This is a genomic window from Paenibacillus sp. 1SOY10, from assembly GCF_056836745.1.
On sequence record NZ_JBXENK010000001.1, the window covers coordinates 573,887 to 589,169 of the forward strand.

Annotated in this window: 9 protein-coding genes; 5 read left to right on the forward strand and 4 right to left on the reverse strand. The window is 51.0% G+C overall.

Annotation, left to right across the window (positions count from 1 at the left end; genetic code table 11):
- Positions 1 to 65: 65 nt before the first annotated feature.
- The gene (locus AC1VOR_RS02780; protein WP_482615745.1) at positions 66 to 1,328 is read right to left on the reverse strand and encodes an MFS transporter; all 1,263 of its coding nucleotides are present in this window, start codon (positions 1,326 to 1,328) and stop codon (positions 66 to 68) included.
- Between the two features lie 98 nt (positions 1,329 to 1,426).
- Between AC1VOR_RS02780 and AC1VOR_RS02785 the strand changes: the two genes are divergently transcribed.
- The 5 genes from AC1VOR_RS02785 (at position 1,427) to AC1VOR_RS02805 (ending at position 8,557) form a co-directional block, all read left to right on the forward strand.
- The gene (locus tag AC1VOR_RS02785) at positions 1,427 to 2,317 is read left to right on the forward strand and encodes a C40 family peptidase (protein WP_482615746.1); all 891 of its coding nucleotides are present in this window, start codon (positions 1,427 to 1,429) and stop codon (positions 2,315 to 2,317) included.
- Positions 2,318 to 2,514: 197 nt separating this feature from the next.
- A complete protein-coding gene (locus tag AC1VOR_RS02790) occupies positions 2,515 to 3,429 on the forward strand; it encodes a molecular chaperone DnaJ (protein WP_482615747.1) in 915 nt (304 codons plus the stop codon).
- Between the two features lie 153 nt (positions 3,430 to 3,582).
- On the forward strand, positions 3,583 to 4,635 hold the full coding sequence (locus AC1VOR_RS02795) for a LacI family DNA-binding transcriptional regulator (protein WP_482615748.1): 1,053 nt from the start codon (positions 3,583 to 3,585) through the stop codon (positions 4,633 to 4,635).
- Positions 4,636 to 4,729: 94 nt separating this feature from the next.
- The gene (locus AC1VOR_RS02800) at positions 4,730 to 7,171 is read left to right on the forward strand and encodes a glycoside hydrolase family 94 protein (protein WP_482615749.1); all 2,442 of its coding nucleotides are present in this window, start codon (positions 4,730 to 4,732) and stop codon (positions 7,169 to 7,171) included.
- 135 nt (positions 7,172 to 7,306) lie between these two features.
- Entirely contained in the window at positions 7,307 to 8,557 is a 1,251-nt protein-coding gene (locus AC1VOR_RS02805) for a methyl-accepting chemotaxis protein (protein WP_482615750.1), read from the forward strand.
- Positions 8,558 to 8,674: 117 nt separating this feature from the next.
- Here AC1VOR_RS02805 and AC1VOR_RS02810 read toward each other — a convergent pair whose 3' ends face one another.
- The 3 genes from AC1VOR_RS02810 to AC1VOR_RS02820 form a co-directional block, all read right to left on the reverse strand.
- The gene (locus AC1VOR_RS02810) at positions 8,675 to 10,870 is read right to left on the reverse strand and encodes an alpha-galactosidase (protein ID WP_482615751.1); all 2,196 of its coding nucleotides are present in this window, start codon (positions 10,868 to 10,870) and stop codon (positions 8,675 to 8,677) included.
- A 123-nt stretch (positions 10,871 to 10,993) separates the two neighbouring features.
- Positions 10,994 to 12,130 (reverse strand): DUF4349 domain-containing protein, encoded by a 1,137-nt coding sequence (locus AC1VOR_RS02815; RefSeq protein ID WP_482615752.1) that lies wholly within the window; start codon positions 12,128 to 12,130, stop codon positions 10,994 to 10,996.
- A 254-nt stretch (positions 12,131 to 12,384) separates the two neighbouring features.
- Entirely contained in the window at positions 12,385 to 15,186 is a 2,802-nt protein-coding gene (locus AC1VOR_RS02820; protein ID WP_482615753.1) for a glycoside hydrolase family 3 protein, read from the reverse strand.
- Positions 15,187 to 15,283 lie beyond the last annotated feature (97 nt).

Genomic DNA, 15,283 nt, shown 5'->3' on the forward strand with positions numbered 1-15,283 from the left:
GCTGCTCAACTTGTAATATACCTTAAAGCGCTGCCAAAAGTCACCCCTGTCCATCATATATCCTTCTATTCATTACGCAATATCCGGCGCCCTAACGTGATTGCGAGCAATATCATGCTGATCCCGACGATCAATTGCATGCCGAAGACCTGAGTCCAGATCGGCCAAGGCTTGATCCAGGCCAACACCTGTCCCCCCAGCAACGGACCAAAGAATGCGGCAACACCGGTCACCGCTGCGTACATTGCCATATACATCGGCCGCTCGGATTTTGGCGTATCCCCGATGATAAAGTTGAATGCCAGTTGGTTAAAGCCGCCAACCCCGGCACCAAATATCGCATGGGCAACGAACAGCACCGGCAACAGCGGCAGGAACGACAATCCTCCCCAACACAGGATCGAGATTGCAATGATTGGTAGCGTCCAGAACAGCAAGCTGCGATTGCTAAAGCGGGCATTTAAATTGCCCCACACATAAAAGCTCGCCATCATAAACACCGTCTGCGTAACATTGAGCAGTGAAATTGTCTGGTAATTAATATGAAGCAATTCGAGCATGACATAGGAATACAGTGGCACAACCATATTTTGCAGGAACAAAAATCCGGCGAGAAATAAGGTGGCCTTCATAAACAGACCATCCTGGAGCGGCTTGCGCAGCATCGGGATGAACTTGCTCTCGGCGGAACGCTGAAATTCCACATCGGGATAAAATGTAAAGATGACGATGTTTGCTATGGCCGCTATCCAAATAATGATGTACAGATACAGGAAGCCCTGCGATTGGGGAAAATGATCCAGCATCATACCGCCAGCAAACATCACCAACGTATTGAGTGCATTTAGCAGTGTATTGCGAATACCGAAATACCTGCCCCTGACCCGTGCAGGGACGATATCCCCAATCAGGGAGTTCCACAACATCGCCCCAACGGTGTTGAACATAAACGAAATAATATATAAGCCGATAAATGCAGTCACCCAATACTTCTCTGGAAACAAAAACGGAATGAGTCCGGTTGAGGACCAGATGATTCGGTTAAAGGCAACAGCCAGCACCAGCGCCCATTTGCGACTTGCCAACCGTTGAATCAGGAAGGCTACCGCAATTTGAGCGATATTGACAAAGGTTGTAATGGCCAGCACAAAGCCGATTTGAGCGGAACTCGCGCCCAGATACAGCAGATATCCCGTCAGAAACTGCCCTGCCAGCAAGGTTTGGAAGATCGTGGAGGGGATGCCCTCCCAGGTAGCAATCATCAGATTCCGGCGTTGCCGGGAGGTCTTGCGTCCTAATAACGGCCTGTTTTTCACGCTACTCCGCATGATGTCGAAACTCCTTTATTATTGACCGAATAGTAATGCCAACTTTTCTGCATACTTCAAATGAATGGACAATCCCGATGAATGGAGTGCACTGACGTATGCGCAATGCTGTAAAAACAACCCTACTATGCCTCAGTTTAGCTATTCTGGTTCCCTTGATGGGAGCCTGTGGACAACAAGATCATCCTCGCGCCAATTCTGTATCCCGGGGCGGCGGCCTGCTGGCGGCAGATACCGGAAACGTGAAGGTCATCGGCGGAACGACCTGGATTCCTGTCAAGCAAGTGGCGCAAGCGCTGGACTTGCGGATTATGGAGACGGCCGATGCTGCGAGACTTGGCTTCACGGACATCATGTTTGAGGTTTACGAGGGCCACAAGCATGCCGTATCCTTTGGCTCTCCACTCTCGCTGCCAGAAGCACCGATTCGCGAGAACGGCCGTCTCTACATGACCACGGAGGCCGTATCCGCTCTGCTTCATACTAACGTCAGCCACAATCCGAACAGCGGTGCCTTGGAGTTTGGAGCGATTCGCCTTCAGGATCAGGCAGGCCCCTCTTATAACGATACTAATCGCTTTGCCACATTTGGCGTTGCCGAAAATCGTGAAGCCATGGTATCGTACGCCAAGCAATATTTAGGCGTTCCTTATGAATTTGGAGCTCCGCCTTATGAACAATCCAAGACCTTTGACTGCTCCTCGTTCACCCGTCATGTATTCAAGCGCTTTGGGCAAGATCTCCCTCGCCTCGCTCGCGATCAAGCTAAAGAAGGCAGTGATGTCAGCCGTAGCAATCTGCAAGTCGGCGACCTGATCTTCTTCACCGTGCCGGGCCGCTTCCAAGCGGACAGCATCCCCGGACATGTCGGCATCTACATCGGTGGAGGCAAATTCATCCACACCTGGGGCGATCCCGGAGTGCAGATCAGTTCGATGGATTCGGGCTATTGGAGCGATGTCATCATTTCCATGCGGCGCGTCCGTTAGTCCCAGGAAGGCAAGTTAACTGAACCTGAAGGAAGGAGCCGGAAGCCAGGAGCTTTCCGGCTCCTTTTCCATACCTTGAAGGTGGTCATTTGAAGGAATTTCCCTTCGCTTCAAATACAAAGTATAATGAATGTAAGCGCCACTTTCTATATAATATTTGTACATATAAAACGGAATCAATCTTAGAGGAGAACGAGATGAACAAGGACGAATTGAAACAGGCCTATAAGCTGCTAGGCCTACCTGAAAATGCCTCTCGCGAGGAGGTAGAGAGAGTAGCTGACATCATACTACGTCAGTCCCGCTCTCGCACCTCAAGTACACAGGACAAGGAACAACACGAACGGAAGCTTAAGGCGTACAAATTAATTGTGCAGGCCGATAAACAAGGGGAAATTGCCGAGATGAGCCGCCAGCGTTATCGCAAGTGGGGCAAATTGGCCGGACCTGCGGAGAAAACAGACGATTTCTTCAGGCTGTACAAGCATTACGTCATCATTGGACTCGTTGTGATAGCTGCCCTAATCTATGGAACCACAGCCTATCTGGACCATCGCGAGGAGCAAAAGCGCCTGGCCGCGCTCCCTCCCATCGATTTATCTGTCCTGATGATTGGTAACTATATGGCTGATGAAGCTGCGGGGGGAACAGCCGCATTGGAACAAGCCATGACGGCCCAGATCCCTGATTTTCAGCGATTGGAGCTTGAACTGGTATACCTGCCGCTTCAAGGAGAGAATGGGAGTGCCGATATCGCTTACCAGCAAAAAGCAATGGCCATTGTAGCGACATCAAGTCCGGATATTTATATCACGGATAAGGCTTCCTTTGAATGGTTGGGAGGTGGCGGAGCGTTCTATAATCTGGATGAAGATATTACCCAGGAACTCCAGTCTCTGCTCACCGAAGATAATATGATCAAGGCGACATCCGATGACGATGGTGCCGAGCATGTATATGGCATTGATATATCGAGCAGCACTTTGCTGGATGAACTGCCTCTTAGCGGCTCGGAAATGATTATCTCCCTGCGGGCTGACATTCAGAATAAGGACAAAGCCATTCATATGATCAAGGAATACTTGGAGCATCTCCCCAAGGCGGCCGAATAGCCGCCTTTTCTTAATGTAGTTCAAAAAGTCAGCTTTTGATCACGAAGCGATTCAGGAAGTAGATTCGGCGTCGATTTTTATTCATTGATTATTTGTAAGCGATGTCTTACAATAACGATATAAACGCGCGTTTACGAAAGTGGGGACAGCCTTATGCGCAGCGAAGATATAGCAAAATTAGCCGGGGTGTCCCGCAGTACCGTATCACGGGTCATCAACAATTATCCGAACGTTCCGGAGACCACGAGAGCTAAAGTGCTCCGGGTTATCGAGCAGCATCACTACGAGCCTAACAGCTTCGCCAGAGCGCTCGCGGGCAAACGAACGGATACAATTGGCCTCTTCGCCATCAGTATGATTGAGAAGGAAGATACCAGCCGAATCTACCAGAACAGCTACTTCGCCCCGATTGTCGACATGGTCGTTGATACGGCCAATGCCCGCGGGTTCTATGTGCTGATACATACGGTATATTCGCCGGGCGACTTCCAGAAGGTAAAGCAGGCCTTTCAGCAGAAACGGATTGACGGCGGGATTCTCGTCGGTACGCAGAAGGACATCGAACTGGTTCGCGAGATGGTTGGACAAGAAGCGCCTCTGGTGCTGATTGATTACGACATTTCTGAAATCATGGCCGAGCGACTCAACAAAAATCATTTGGCCGTCATTAATTCGATGGACTATGAGGGCACGGTTCAGGCTATTGAGTACCTCATTGAACTGGGGCACCGTGAAATCGGGATTATGAAGGGCCGCATGAGTACACATTCGGGTCGCGAACGCTACCTCGCTTTTGAGCATACGCTTGCTAAATACGGCTTGCCGCTACGGGATGAACACATTCTGGAAGGGGAATTCCTGAAAGAAAGTGCCCACCGTGAAGCTCATAGACTGGCAGACCAAGACTCCCTGCCCACGGCCCTCTTTTGTTCCAACGACGATATGGCCATGATTGCTATGGAAGCGTTTGCCGAGCGTGGAATAAGCGTACCGGATCAGCTTTCCGTCATCGGCTTTGACGATGTTGAGCTGGCTTCCCGGATTACTCCGAAGCTAACCACCGTTCATCTTCCCGTCGACGAAATGGCCAAGGCGGCTGTCTTAAAAGTAATTGAGTTGTGCGATACCAAGCAGCCTACCTTTAGCACCGTCAGCTTTCCAACCCGCTTGGAGGTTAGAGACTCCTGCAAGCCTCCCGCCAAGTAACAGCATTACGGCACCTCCTTCCCCTCAAGGTGGATGGAGTGTGCATTTTATCCATAATAAACGCGCGTTCATAATTGAAGGGAGAGTCCAATTCATGAAATTTGGAGCATTTGACGATCAACGTAAAGAGTATGTGATTCATACGCCGCAAACCCCGTATCCATGGATCAATTACCTGGGGAATGAACAATTTTTCGGACTGATTTCCAATACTGCTGGTGGCTATACATTTTACCGCGACGCTCGTCTGCGCAGATTGACCCGTTACCGCTATAATAACATTCCGCTGGATACTGGCGGCCGTTACTATTATCTGCGCGATCATGATAATGATGACTTCTGGACACCAGGCTGGATGCCAGTCAAGCGTGACCTTGATCACTACGAATGTCGGCACGGCCTGGGATATACTTCGATTACTGGAGAACGTGGCGGCATCTCGGTAACCCAGTTGGCCTTCATCCCGCTCGGTCACAACGCCGAAGTTCACCGTTTAACCGTTAAGAATACAAGCTCGGCAACCAAGAAGGTATCGCTCTTCTCCTTTGCCGAATTCTGCTTGTGGAATGCTCAAGACGATATGACGAACTTCCAGCGCAATCTGAGTACCGGTGAAGTTGAAGTCCTTGACTCGGTTATCTATCATAAGACGGAATACCGGGAGCGCCGGAACCATTATGCCTTCTATTCCGTTAACCGCGATATTGACGGTTTTGATACGGATCGCGAAGCCTTTGTGGGGTTGTACAATGGACTCCATGAGCCGCAGGTTGTTGCCCGGGGCAAGGCATCCAATTCCGTAGCCAGCGGCTGGTCGCCTATCGGCTCTCACGAAATTGTGCTGAAGCTGGCTCCAGGGGAAGAGCAAAGCCTTATCTTCATTCTTGGTTACGTAGAAGTGCCGGAAGAAGACAAATGGGAGTCGCTGGGCGTCATCAACAAGAAACCAGCCCTCGAAATGATCGAGAAATTCGCTACCGATGCTGATGTAGATCAGGCATTAAGCGATTTGGCTGCCTATTGGGATAACTTGCTGTCCAAGTATCAAATTGACAGCGGCGACGACAAGTTGAACCGGATGGTGAACATTTGGAATCCGTATCAATGTATGGTTACCTTTAACATGTCACGTTCCGCTTCCTATTTCGAATCCGGCATCGGGCGCGGCATGGGCTTCCGTGACTCCAATCAGGATTTGCTCGGCTTCGTGCATCAAATTCCTGAGCGGGCCAAAGAGCGTATTCTTGATATCGCCGCTACTCAGTTTGAGGACGGTAGCGCCTACCACCAATATCAACCCCTTACCAAGAAAGGGAACAACGAAGTAGGCAGTGGCTTCAACGATGATCCATTATGGCTTGTACTCGGCACCGCAGCTTATATTAAGGAAACCGGTGACGTAAGCATTTTGGACGAACAAGTACCGTTTGACAGCAATCCGGACAATACGGCTACCCTGTTCGAGCACTTGAAGCGTTCCTTCTATCATGTGGTGCATAACCTTGGTCCACACGGCTTACCGTTAATCGGACGCGCGGACTGGAATGACTGCCTCAACCTCAACTGCTTCTCCAAAGAGCCCGGCGAGTCGTTCCAGACTACGGCAAACATTGAAGGCCGCGTTGCAGAATCCGTGTTTATTGCCGGTTTGTTCGTCTTTGTTGGTCCTGACTTTGCGGAAATCTGCCGGATGCGCGGACTCGATACCGAAGCTGGCGAAGCGCTTAAGCTGACGGAGGAAATGCGCAAAACCACCTTGGAGCATGGCTTTGACGGGGATTGGTTCCTGCGGGCCTACGACCATTATGGCGAGAAGATTGGTAGTAAGGAAAATGAAGAAGGTCAGATCTTCATCGAGCCGCAAGGCATTTGCGTAATGGCCGGTATCGGTGTGGAAGAAGGTCAAGCAGCCAAGGCACTCACCTCTGTCGAGGAACGCCTGGATACCAAATATGGTATCGTCCTGCAACAACCGCCATATTCCAAGTATTACTTGAACCTGGGCGAAATCTCCACCTATCCGCCGGGCTACAAAGAGAATGCCGGTATCTTCTGCCATAATAACCCATGGATCATGATTGCCGAAACTGTGTTAGGACATGGCAGCCGGGCCTTCGATATCTACGCGAAGATTGCTCCGGCGTACCTGGAGGATATTAGCGAGGTTCACCGCATGGAGCCTTATGTTTACTCACAAATGATTGCCGGTAAAGATGCCGTACGTCATGGCGAAGCCAAGAACTCCTGGCTCACCGGAACAGCGGCTTGGAACTATGTAGCGATTACGCAATCCATTCTCGGTGTGCAAGCCGATTTTGCCGGGCTGAAGGTCGACCCTTGTATTCCAGCCGCTTGGGACGGTTACGAGATTACGCGTGTGTTCCGTGGCGATACTTATGTAATCAAGGTAAGCAACCCGAATCATGTTGAAAAAGGCGTCGCCAGCATCACGGTCGATGGTCAATCTATTGAAGGCAACATTATCACGCCAGCAGGCGATGGCACCATTCATCAGGTTGAAGTCGTGCTTGGCTAAAATCTTATAAACTCTCTTTCAGTCCCCCTTGTATCCTATTGATTCAAGGGGGTTTTTAGTTCTATACCATTTGGCACACCAGGTGCTATAATCAATGGTATAATTAACCTATCTTCCAAGGAGGTCTTGATCCCAATGTCATGGTTCAACCAGCTCCCCCTATCGCGCAAGATCACAGCCGCATGTTATATGGTCGCAGCGCTATTCGCTATTCCTGCTTTGCTGGTATTCATCGTCCTAGGACATATCTTTATCGGTATTTTATTTGTGGTTGTCTTGGCAGCGCTTACTTATCCTCTATCAAGCTATGTGAAGAAGGCGCTCACGGATTCCTTCTCGGACATCTCCAGTGCCTCCGCCAAAATTGCCAAGGGTGATTTCACCGGGCGCATTATGGAAACCGGCGGTATGGATGAGCTTAACCGCTCCTTCAACAGCATGGTGGACAAGCTACGGAAGATTCTGCAAGAGACTTCGGACATTACCCGCAAGGTTATGGATTCCAGTCGCAGTATTTCAGACAGGAACCAACAATTAATAGAGGTCATGACCCAGGTTACCCACTCCTCTAACGAGCTTGCGCTTGGTGCTAATGCTATCTCTGAGGATGTTGGCGGCATGAAGGATGCCATTGGGGAAATTGAACTCAAGGTAACCAATTATACGGAGTCTACCAGGGAAATGAACAAGCGTTCAGCGGAAACCCTGGAGCTTGTAGAACGCGGACGGGATTCGGTTTCGCGGCAGGCCAGCGGAATGCGCAAGAATATTGAAGCTACGGAGAAGGTAGCCGAATCCATTGAGGCTTTGGCCAGAAATGCTCAAGGCATTACCCGAATCACGGCGACAATCTCGGAAATCGCCGAGCAGACCAACCTCTTATCTCTGAACGCCTCCATTGAAGCAGCACGAGCTGGAGAGCACGGAGCGGGTTTTGCAGTTGTCGCTCACGAAGTCCGCAAGCTTGCCGAGGAGTCTACCGCTTCCACGAAGGAGGTCTTCGGTCTCGTTCGCAGCATTGAGCAGGATGTAGAGCAAGCCGGGCATAACATCAAGATCAATGAAGAGGTCGTCCAGCAACAAAGCGGGATGATTCGGGAAGCCGAGCAAATCTTCCAAGACATCGTCCATAGCTTTCAATATATTACCGAAGAGATGGCAGCCTTCTCCCAGGAAAGTGAAGCCATGCTGGAAAGTGCTCAAGGCATCTCGGCAGCCATTCAGAACATTTCAGCCATTACCGAGCAATCTGCGGCAGGCACTCAGGAGGTTTCTGCATCCATGAATGAGCAAATCACCTCCATCCAGGCCATGGCCGATGAGACAGAAGCGATGAAGAACGCGGTATTCCAACTGCAAAAGACGATACATATTTTCAAATTCTAGAGCTCGTATCATCGCAAAACAAAAGGAACCTTGAACTTCCACAATTTTCTGTGGTATCAAGGTTCCTTTTCTAAATTAGTCATATAATTGCATAACGCTCAGCTTCTTGATGACCGCTTAGAAGCTAACGGCTCTTAACCGCAACGTTAGACTGCTGAAATCCCCACGTACCGAAGTCATGGATAAGCCCGCCTGCATCAAGCGGTCCCCACCGTAAATCTCTCCGCTACCCAGCACCTCATAGTCTCTGGAAGGATCAAGTCCATCCAACTTCACGCGTGACAAGGGGCCATTGGGTTCAGCTAATACACGGAAATAAAATAACAGTGCTTCACTTTGGTCAGGGCTGACAAACATCCAGGACGTCTCATTGCCCGTAAATGGGCTTTGCAGACGATATAAGTCGCCTTGCTGTACCAACTGACGTATTTCCTTATAAAGTTCAACTTGTCCTTTGACAATACCCTTCTCTTCTTCCGTAAACCGGGTGAGATCCAGCTCATATCCGAAATTTCCGGACATGGCTACATCGCCGCGGAACGAAAGCGGAGTGATCCGCTCAACCTGGTGATTCGGCACCGCAGAGACATGGGCTCCCATCGTGGATACCGGATATACTATGCTTGTGCCGTACTGAATTTTCAAGCGCTCAACCCCATCGGTGTCGTCGCTTGTCCAGGTTTGCGGCATATAATACAGCATCCCTGGATCAAAGCGTCCTCCCCCGCCGGAGCAGCTTTCAAATAAAATATGCGGGAACTCGCCGGTAAGACGCTCCAGTAGTTCATACAGTCCCAGCATATAACGGTGGGCAACCTCGCCTTGCCGCTCGACCCCACTTGCCGCCGAACCTACCTCCGTCATGTTGCGATTCATATCCCACTTCACGTAAGAAATTGGCACCGTGGAGAAGATGGCGCTAAGTCGTTCGTATAAATATTCGCGCACATCGCTGCGTGACATATCCAGCACTAGCTGCTCTCTGGCCTCAGTGCGTCTTCGTCCCGGTACATGCAAACACCAATCCGGGTGAGCCCGGTACAGGTCACTGTCCGGCGACACCATTTCCGGCTCAAACCAAAGACCAAACTGCAAGCCGGTCTCCTTCACGCGGCTAGCCAGGTCTGCCAGCCCCTCTGGCAATTTGCGACGGTCTTCGAACCAATCGCCCAAGGAGCTATTGTCGCTGTCCCGTCGTCCAAACCAACCATCATCCAGTACAAACAGCTCGATGCCCAGCTTACTGCCCTCTTGGGCAATCGACTCAATTTTGTCCGCGTCAAAATCAAAATAGGTCGCTTCCCAGTTGTTCACGAGAATTGGACGCTCCCGATCACGGTGTTGTCCCCGGCATAAGCGGGTACGGTACAAGCGGTGATAGGTTCGCGACATGCCGCCGAGACCCCGGGAGGAATAGACCATGACCGCCTCCGGCGTTTGAAAGCTTTCCCCCGCTTCCAGTCTCCAGTTAAATTCGAACGGATTAATACCGATGGATACGCGAGTTGAGCCGAACTGCTCCACTTCAGCGCTTGCGGTAAAGTTACCGCTGTATACCAGGCTAAATCCATACACCTCACCTTGGGCTTCCGTAGCGTCTGGACGCATCAGAGCAAGAAACGGATTAAATTGATGCGAGCTTGAGCCACGGCTGCTGCCGATCCCCGTTATGCCCGGAGCCAATCTCCTGCGCTGCACATGGCGTTCGCGAGCCCAGGCCCCGGAGAGGTATAAAGCGTCATATTCCTGATCGGGGAAATCCACCGAAGCGCTCAGTGCCCGCTCCAATTGCATGACTGTATCGCTGCTATTGGTAATCCGGGCCGATCTTGTAATCACGTCCAGATCAGCAAATACGGAATAGCTCAATACCACCGTTAAACCGGAATAATGATCAAACAGCTCCAGTTCGAGAGTTTCCGCTTCTTCCTCACGCTCCGTGTATACCGCAGGCAGGCCTTCCAGAGTCGGCTTCCCCGCTACAATACGGTGCGAGCGGTACAGCAATTCCGTCACGCGTGTTCCATTCTCCAGTCTTACCTGATAGGCAGGACTACGGAAGTCGCTGGTTCCGTATTGTGGATACTCCTGAGGTAAGGTATCCAGTGAGATGGACTTATCATCCGGCACCGGGTTGGGGCTGAAGGAAGCCCGCTCCTGAAACGTCAGCATGCCGTCCAGGTGACTTCCATGCCGCAGCTTGGCCCCGTAATACACATGGGCGGCATAGCCCTGAACCAATTGAATCAAATAGCTGGTGTTGCGAGATTGCAAATGAAAAAGACCTTTGGCTTCATCGAAGAAAATAGGCATTTCATGCTCCTCCTGGAATGTCTCAATCTGACTTTTGATCGTTCTGAATTCTCTTTCATTCTACTATTTAAACCAGGAGGAGTAACGATAATAAAGTGATCTGATATATGGACTTTTGTGTCTTTATTCCGGCTTGCCTTCCGACTCGTCCTTTAGATCAGTCTTCGAATCGCTTAATGACAACTCTTCCTGCTTAACAGTTGGGTCCGCAGGCTTCTCCTGCTTCCCAAGATCGACGTAGGGAATCAGCGATCTTCTATTATTCGTGAATTGTTCAGCCCGGCGCTGTGCCCGCTTCTCACGGGTCTTGCGGCGGTAGATCCACACCGGCACCAGAATGATCGAGGCAATCACAAGCAGCGGCAACGCCCCGGCAAGGAAAACGATTAGCCATTGCGCTAGCAGGGACAGTACTTCAATGCTACCGGTTAGTGCATTCTTCATCCGATCCAGCAAGCCAGGATCTTCCTCCGTTATGGCCATCTTGGCGGCATCCGGCTGATAAACACGGATTTCGATCGTTGAATAAGCGACGTTGCTATCGATATAGCGCATTCTCCCTTTGATCTGCTCAATATCCGTCTGAATCCGCTCCAACTCATTCACATACTCCACAAGTTGCTCCGTCTGTGTAGCTGCCTCCATGAACTTCAAATACCGGGCTTCGGTCGCCTCCTTCACCTTAAGCCGCGATTCCAAATCCACGTATTCCTCCGATACATCCTGGCCCTGGATGTTGCGTTGCATGGACTTCGGCTTAAGCTGCTCCAGACGATCAAGGAAGGCTGAGAAGCCATTAGCCGGAACCTTCAGTACAAAGCTCCCACCCAATTCATATCGTGATTGATCTTCATTGAACTCCACCAGATATCCGCCGCTCACCGCAACCAGATTGCGAATCTCCGTTTGCGCCTTGGCATAATCCGCTACTTCCATAACCACGTTAGCCCGGTAGATCAGCTTCTTGTGCAAGCCGGTCTCGAAAGCAGCGTTTTGGCTCTGTACTCCTGCCACTCCCTGCCCCACACCTGCAGCTTCAGCATCTGCTGAGTTGCCTGAACCCTCAGCTTGACCGGGGGAAGCAGGGGCCTCCTTATTCATGTTTGAACTCTCGCTGGCCATGTCTGCTGCAGACATAGCACTATTGTCGATAGACGATTGGCTTTGCGAATTATGACTTGCGCTACCACAGCCACCCAGCAACAACAATAATAAAATAAGAACTGTACAACCGCTAACCTTCCTGATCCAGCTTTCCATAGGATGACCCCCTATATTTGCTTGTTTGGACGTCCTCTTACGTTGTAAGCACTCTTCTGTTATATATTCATGTGATGGCCGTCTCTTACCTACCTAACGAAGATAAAGGATGGAAGGTTGCTGTAGATCTGTCTACGCTTCGCTACTTACGTCCCTGACTTCATCCAACCTAAAGCGTTTTGAAAAAACGCACATTGGAAGCATAAGCTTTGGTCCTGCAAACCCGACTTTTTGAACTCGCACTATAAGTCATTTTATGAATTCATAAACTCCAGCCAGCCAATTTCCAGTCCCGGCTTGATCTCATCCAACGTCAGCTCATAATGGCCCTCTTCCAGTTCAAAACGCAGTAGCTTCTCGGCAACCCATTTCCCATCAGTGCCATTCGTCTGAATCGTGGTTAACAGTTCTCCATTCAACAGCAAATTGCAAGCGGACTGCGACAGATTTGAAGCGGCATAGCGCATACGAACCATTAGCCCATATACTCCTGCTTCCGTTACCTGTAGCCATGTAGCTTCTTCGGCTTGTGGAACAATGCGGACACCCTCTGCCTTAGACAGCATATTTGGCGCCAAGCCTGAAGCCTCGGCCGCCTTATTCCCTGAATGGATCAGACGGATATCCCCCAGCGGCTTCGGCTCCCGGGCAAATACCGGGGCATCCATTAGGAAGCGGCAGATATTAATGGCACAACGCTGCAATTCCCCCAAGGTTAAAGTACCAGCCGCCAGCGATTCCAGCGTGTTGTCTCCCCGGGCATTAATTTCGGCACCGTTGTTGTTAATAACCATATAAAGGTCGTTCTGGGCTCGCACCATAAACGAAGTGTACGTGGCATCCGCTGGCCCGCCCTTCTCGCAATCGTTCATGACCGCCCACCAATCCGTCATTACAATGCCTTCATAACCCCACTCATTTCGCAGAATCGTTGTGTTCAGATCATAATTGGATGCAGCCCAATGTCCATTGACGGGATTATAGGAGGTCATAATCGACCTGGCACCGCCCTCCTTGACCGCTAGCTCAAAGCCCTTCAAGTACATCTCGCGCAAAGCCCGTTCAGATACCACCGTATCAACCTTGGAGCGGGCATGCTCCTGATTATTGCCGGCAAAATGCTTCACCGTAGCATGTGAACCCCCTTCGCGGATACCGCGCGTTACTGCGGCGGCAAAGCATCCGGTCAGCAACGGGTCCTCGGAGAAATATTCGAAGTTTCGGCCATTTAAGGGATGACGATGGATATTAATCCCCGGTCCCAGCAAGGTGTCGATCTCATTTCGCAGCAATTCCTGCCCCTCCATGACATAAAGGGACTCCACCAACGGGATATCCCAACTGGAAGCCAGCAATGTTCCAATAGGAAGTTGGGTCGCCTTATGACCGCTATCCATCCGGATGCCCGAAGGACCATCCGCCGCACAACCCACCGGAATGCCGTAGTCGCTCAAGCTGTCACCAAGCCCGCCAAAGGCAGCAGCCGTTCCCGGCGTTACCTTGGGGCTGCTCATGCCTTCGCCCCGCACCAGCACTGCCAATTCCTCAGCCGTCAATTGGGCGACGAAGGCCTCAAGACTGGCCTTTCCAGTCTGCACATCCTTGAGCCGGATGCCCAGATCGCCAGTAACCGGGGTCGTCTTCGGCAATTGGCTCTCGATACGTTGCCCCAGCGATACGGTACGCTGTGGCACTTCTTCGTAAGCCAGTTCATAAGTACCATCAACCTTACGATGGCCTGGCTTCAAACGAGTGAATGCCTCCGTTGGGGCTGCCGCTTCCGTTACCTGCTCTACCAGCAGCAATTGACCCATGCTAATCGCTGCTCCTCCCGACAAGCTGACTTGCTCAGTCTGGCGTACACTGTTGCCTACATGAAGCTTGTAATCTCCCGCTTCCAGCACATAACAGGCTTTGTGGCCCGTCGCTCCGCCGTCATCATAGGAGGCCATTTGCTTGACTGGCAAACGAAGCTCGATTACCTCGGTGTGACCAGGCTGTAGCAGCCCTGTTTTGGCAAATGCCCCCAGCGTGCGAGACGGCTTGCCCAGCTTCCCTTGCGGTGCCTCATAGTAGAGCTGGATGACCTCCTTGCCAGCATACTTCTCCCCGGTATTGGTCACAGCTACTTCAAGCTCTACGCAGGCGTATACCCCGTCACCCGTACAGCGAACCTCCTCAACCCTCCAATCAAAGGTCGTATAGGACAGCCCGTAACCAAAGGGAAATTGCACCTTCTCCGGGCAAAATGTCTCAAAATAGCGGTAACCTATATAGATATCCTCCTGGTAGAAGTTCTTGACCTCATCCCCGAAGTTCGCCGTAGAAGGATAGTCCTCAATATGGAAAGCAATCGTATCTGTCAGCTTCCCGCTGGGGACAACATCCCCGGACAATAAATCGGCCACAGCATGTCCCCCGATCATCCCCCCTTGCCACACGTACAGCACAGCCTGTATACGTCCCTGGTGAGTCTCATCCTCAACCCAGCTCATATCAATTACGTTGGAGACGTTCATCACCACGGCAACTCGTTCAAAATGCCGGGTGACCGTGCGTAAATTGTCCAATTCCTGAGCGGTAAGTCGGTAGCTCCCCTCTGTGTCCGCATTGTCCTGGTCCTCTCCGGCCGTACGTCCAATGACAATGACAGCTTTGCCAGAAAGACTTCTCGCCTCGGCAACGATGTCATCGGTGAGTGGCATCTCTGCCTGGCACCAAGGCTCGGCTGCCCAGCCTCCGCCGCCATTATCAAATGGATGCTCACCGATCCACTGCTCGTAACGCCCCGCTAGCGTTTCATTTATGTTAATCCCCTTATTGGCCCGTAGCCCTTCCAATATATTTACTACATATTCCACATTTACAGCTCCGCCAGAGCCGGTTCCACTGCGGTAATAATCAATTTGGCATCTTCCGAAAACGGATACAATTTCATCGTTACGAAGCGGAAGCATTTCGTTCTCGTTCTTCAGCAGCACGCCTCCTTCTGCTGCCACAATCCTGCTGTATTCAGCAAAACCTTCCAATGGTTGTCCAAGTCTGGATTGACTCATTTCTTCTTCGCTCCTGTCTGCTCATGCTCGCTGCGGAATTTTACGAACGCGCGTTCATAAATGGGTACGAAAAACCCCTGAGGGTCCTCCGTATCCA

What these genes read in the sequence shown, in the direction of transcription:
- AC1VOR_RS02780 (WP_482615745.1), bottom strand. Translation starts at nt 1,328, where the DNA reads ATGCGGAGTAGCGTGAAAAACAGGCCGTTATTAGGACGCAAGACCTCC.
- AC1VOR_RS02785 (WP_482615746.1), top strand. Translation starts at nt 1,427, where the DNA reads ATGCGCAATGCTGTAAAAACAACCCTACTATGCCTCAGTTTAGCTATT.
- AC1VOR_RS02790 (WP_482615747.1), top strand. Translation starts at nt 2,515, where the DNA reads ATGAACAAGGACGAATTGAAACAGGCCTATAAGCTGCTAGGCCTACCT.
- AC1VOR_RS02795 (WP_482615748.1), top strand. Translation starts at nt 3,583, where the DNA reads ATGCGCAGCGAAGATATAGCAAAATTAGCCGGGGTGTCCCGCAGTACC.
- AC1VOR_RS02800 (WP_482615749.1), top strand. Translation starts at nt 4,730, where the DNA reads ATGAAATTTGGAGCATTTGACGATCAACGTAAAGAGTATGTGATTCAT.
- AC1VOR_RS02805 (WP_482615750.1), top strand. Translation starts at nt 7,307, where the DNA reads ATGTCATGGTTCAACCAGCTCCCCCTATCGCGCAAGATCACAGCCGCA.
- AC1VOR_RS02810 (WP_482615751.1), bottom strand. Translation starts at nt 10,870, where the DNA reads ATGCCTATTTTCTTCGATGAAGCCAAAGGTCTTTTTCATTTGCAATCT.
- AC1VOR_RS02815 (WP_482615752.1), bottom strand. Translation starts at nt 12,130, where the DNA reads ATGGAAAGCTGGATCAGGAAGGTTAGCGGTTGTACAGTTCTTATTTTA.
- AC1VOR_RS02820 (WP_482615753.1), bottom strand. Translation starts at nt 15,186, where the DNA reads ATGAGTCAATCCAGACTTGGACAACCATTGGAAGGTTTTGCTGAATAC.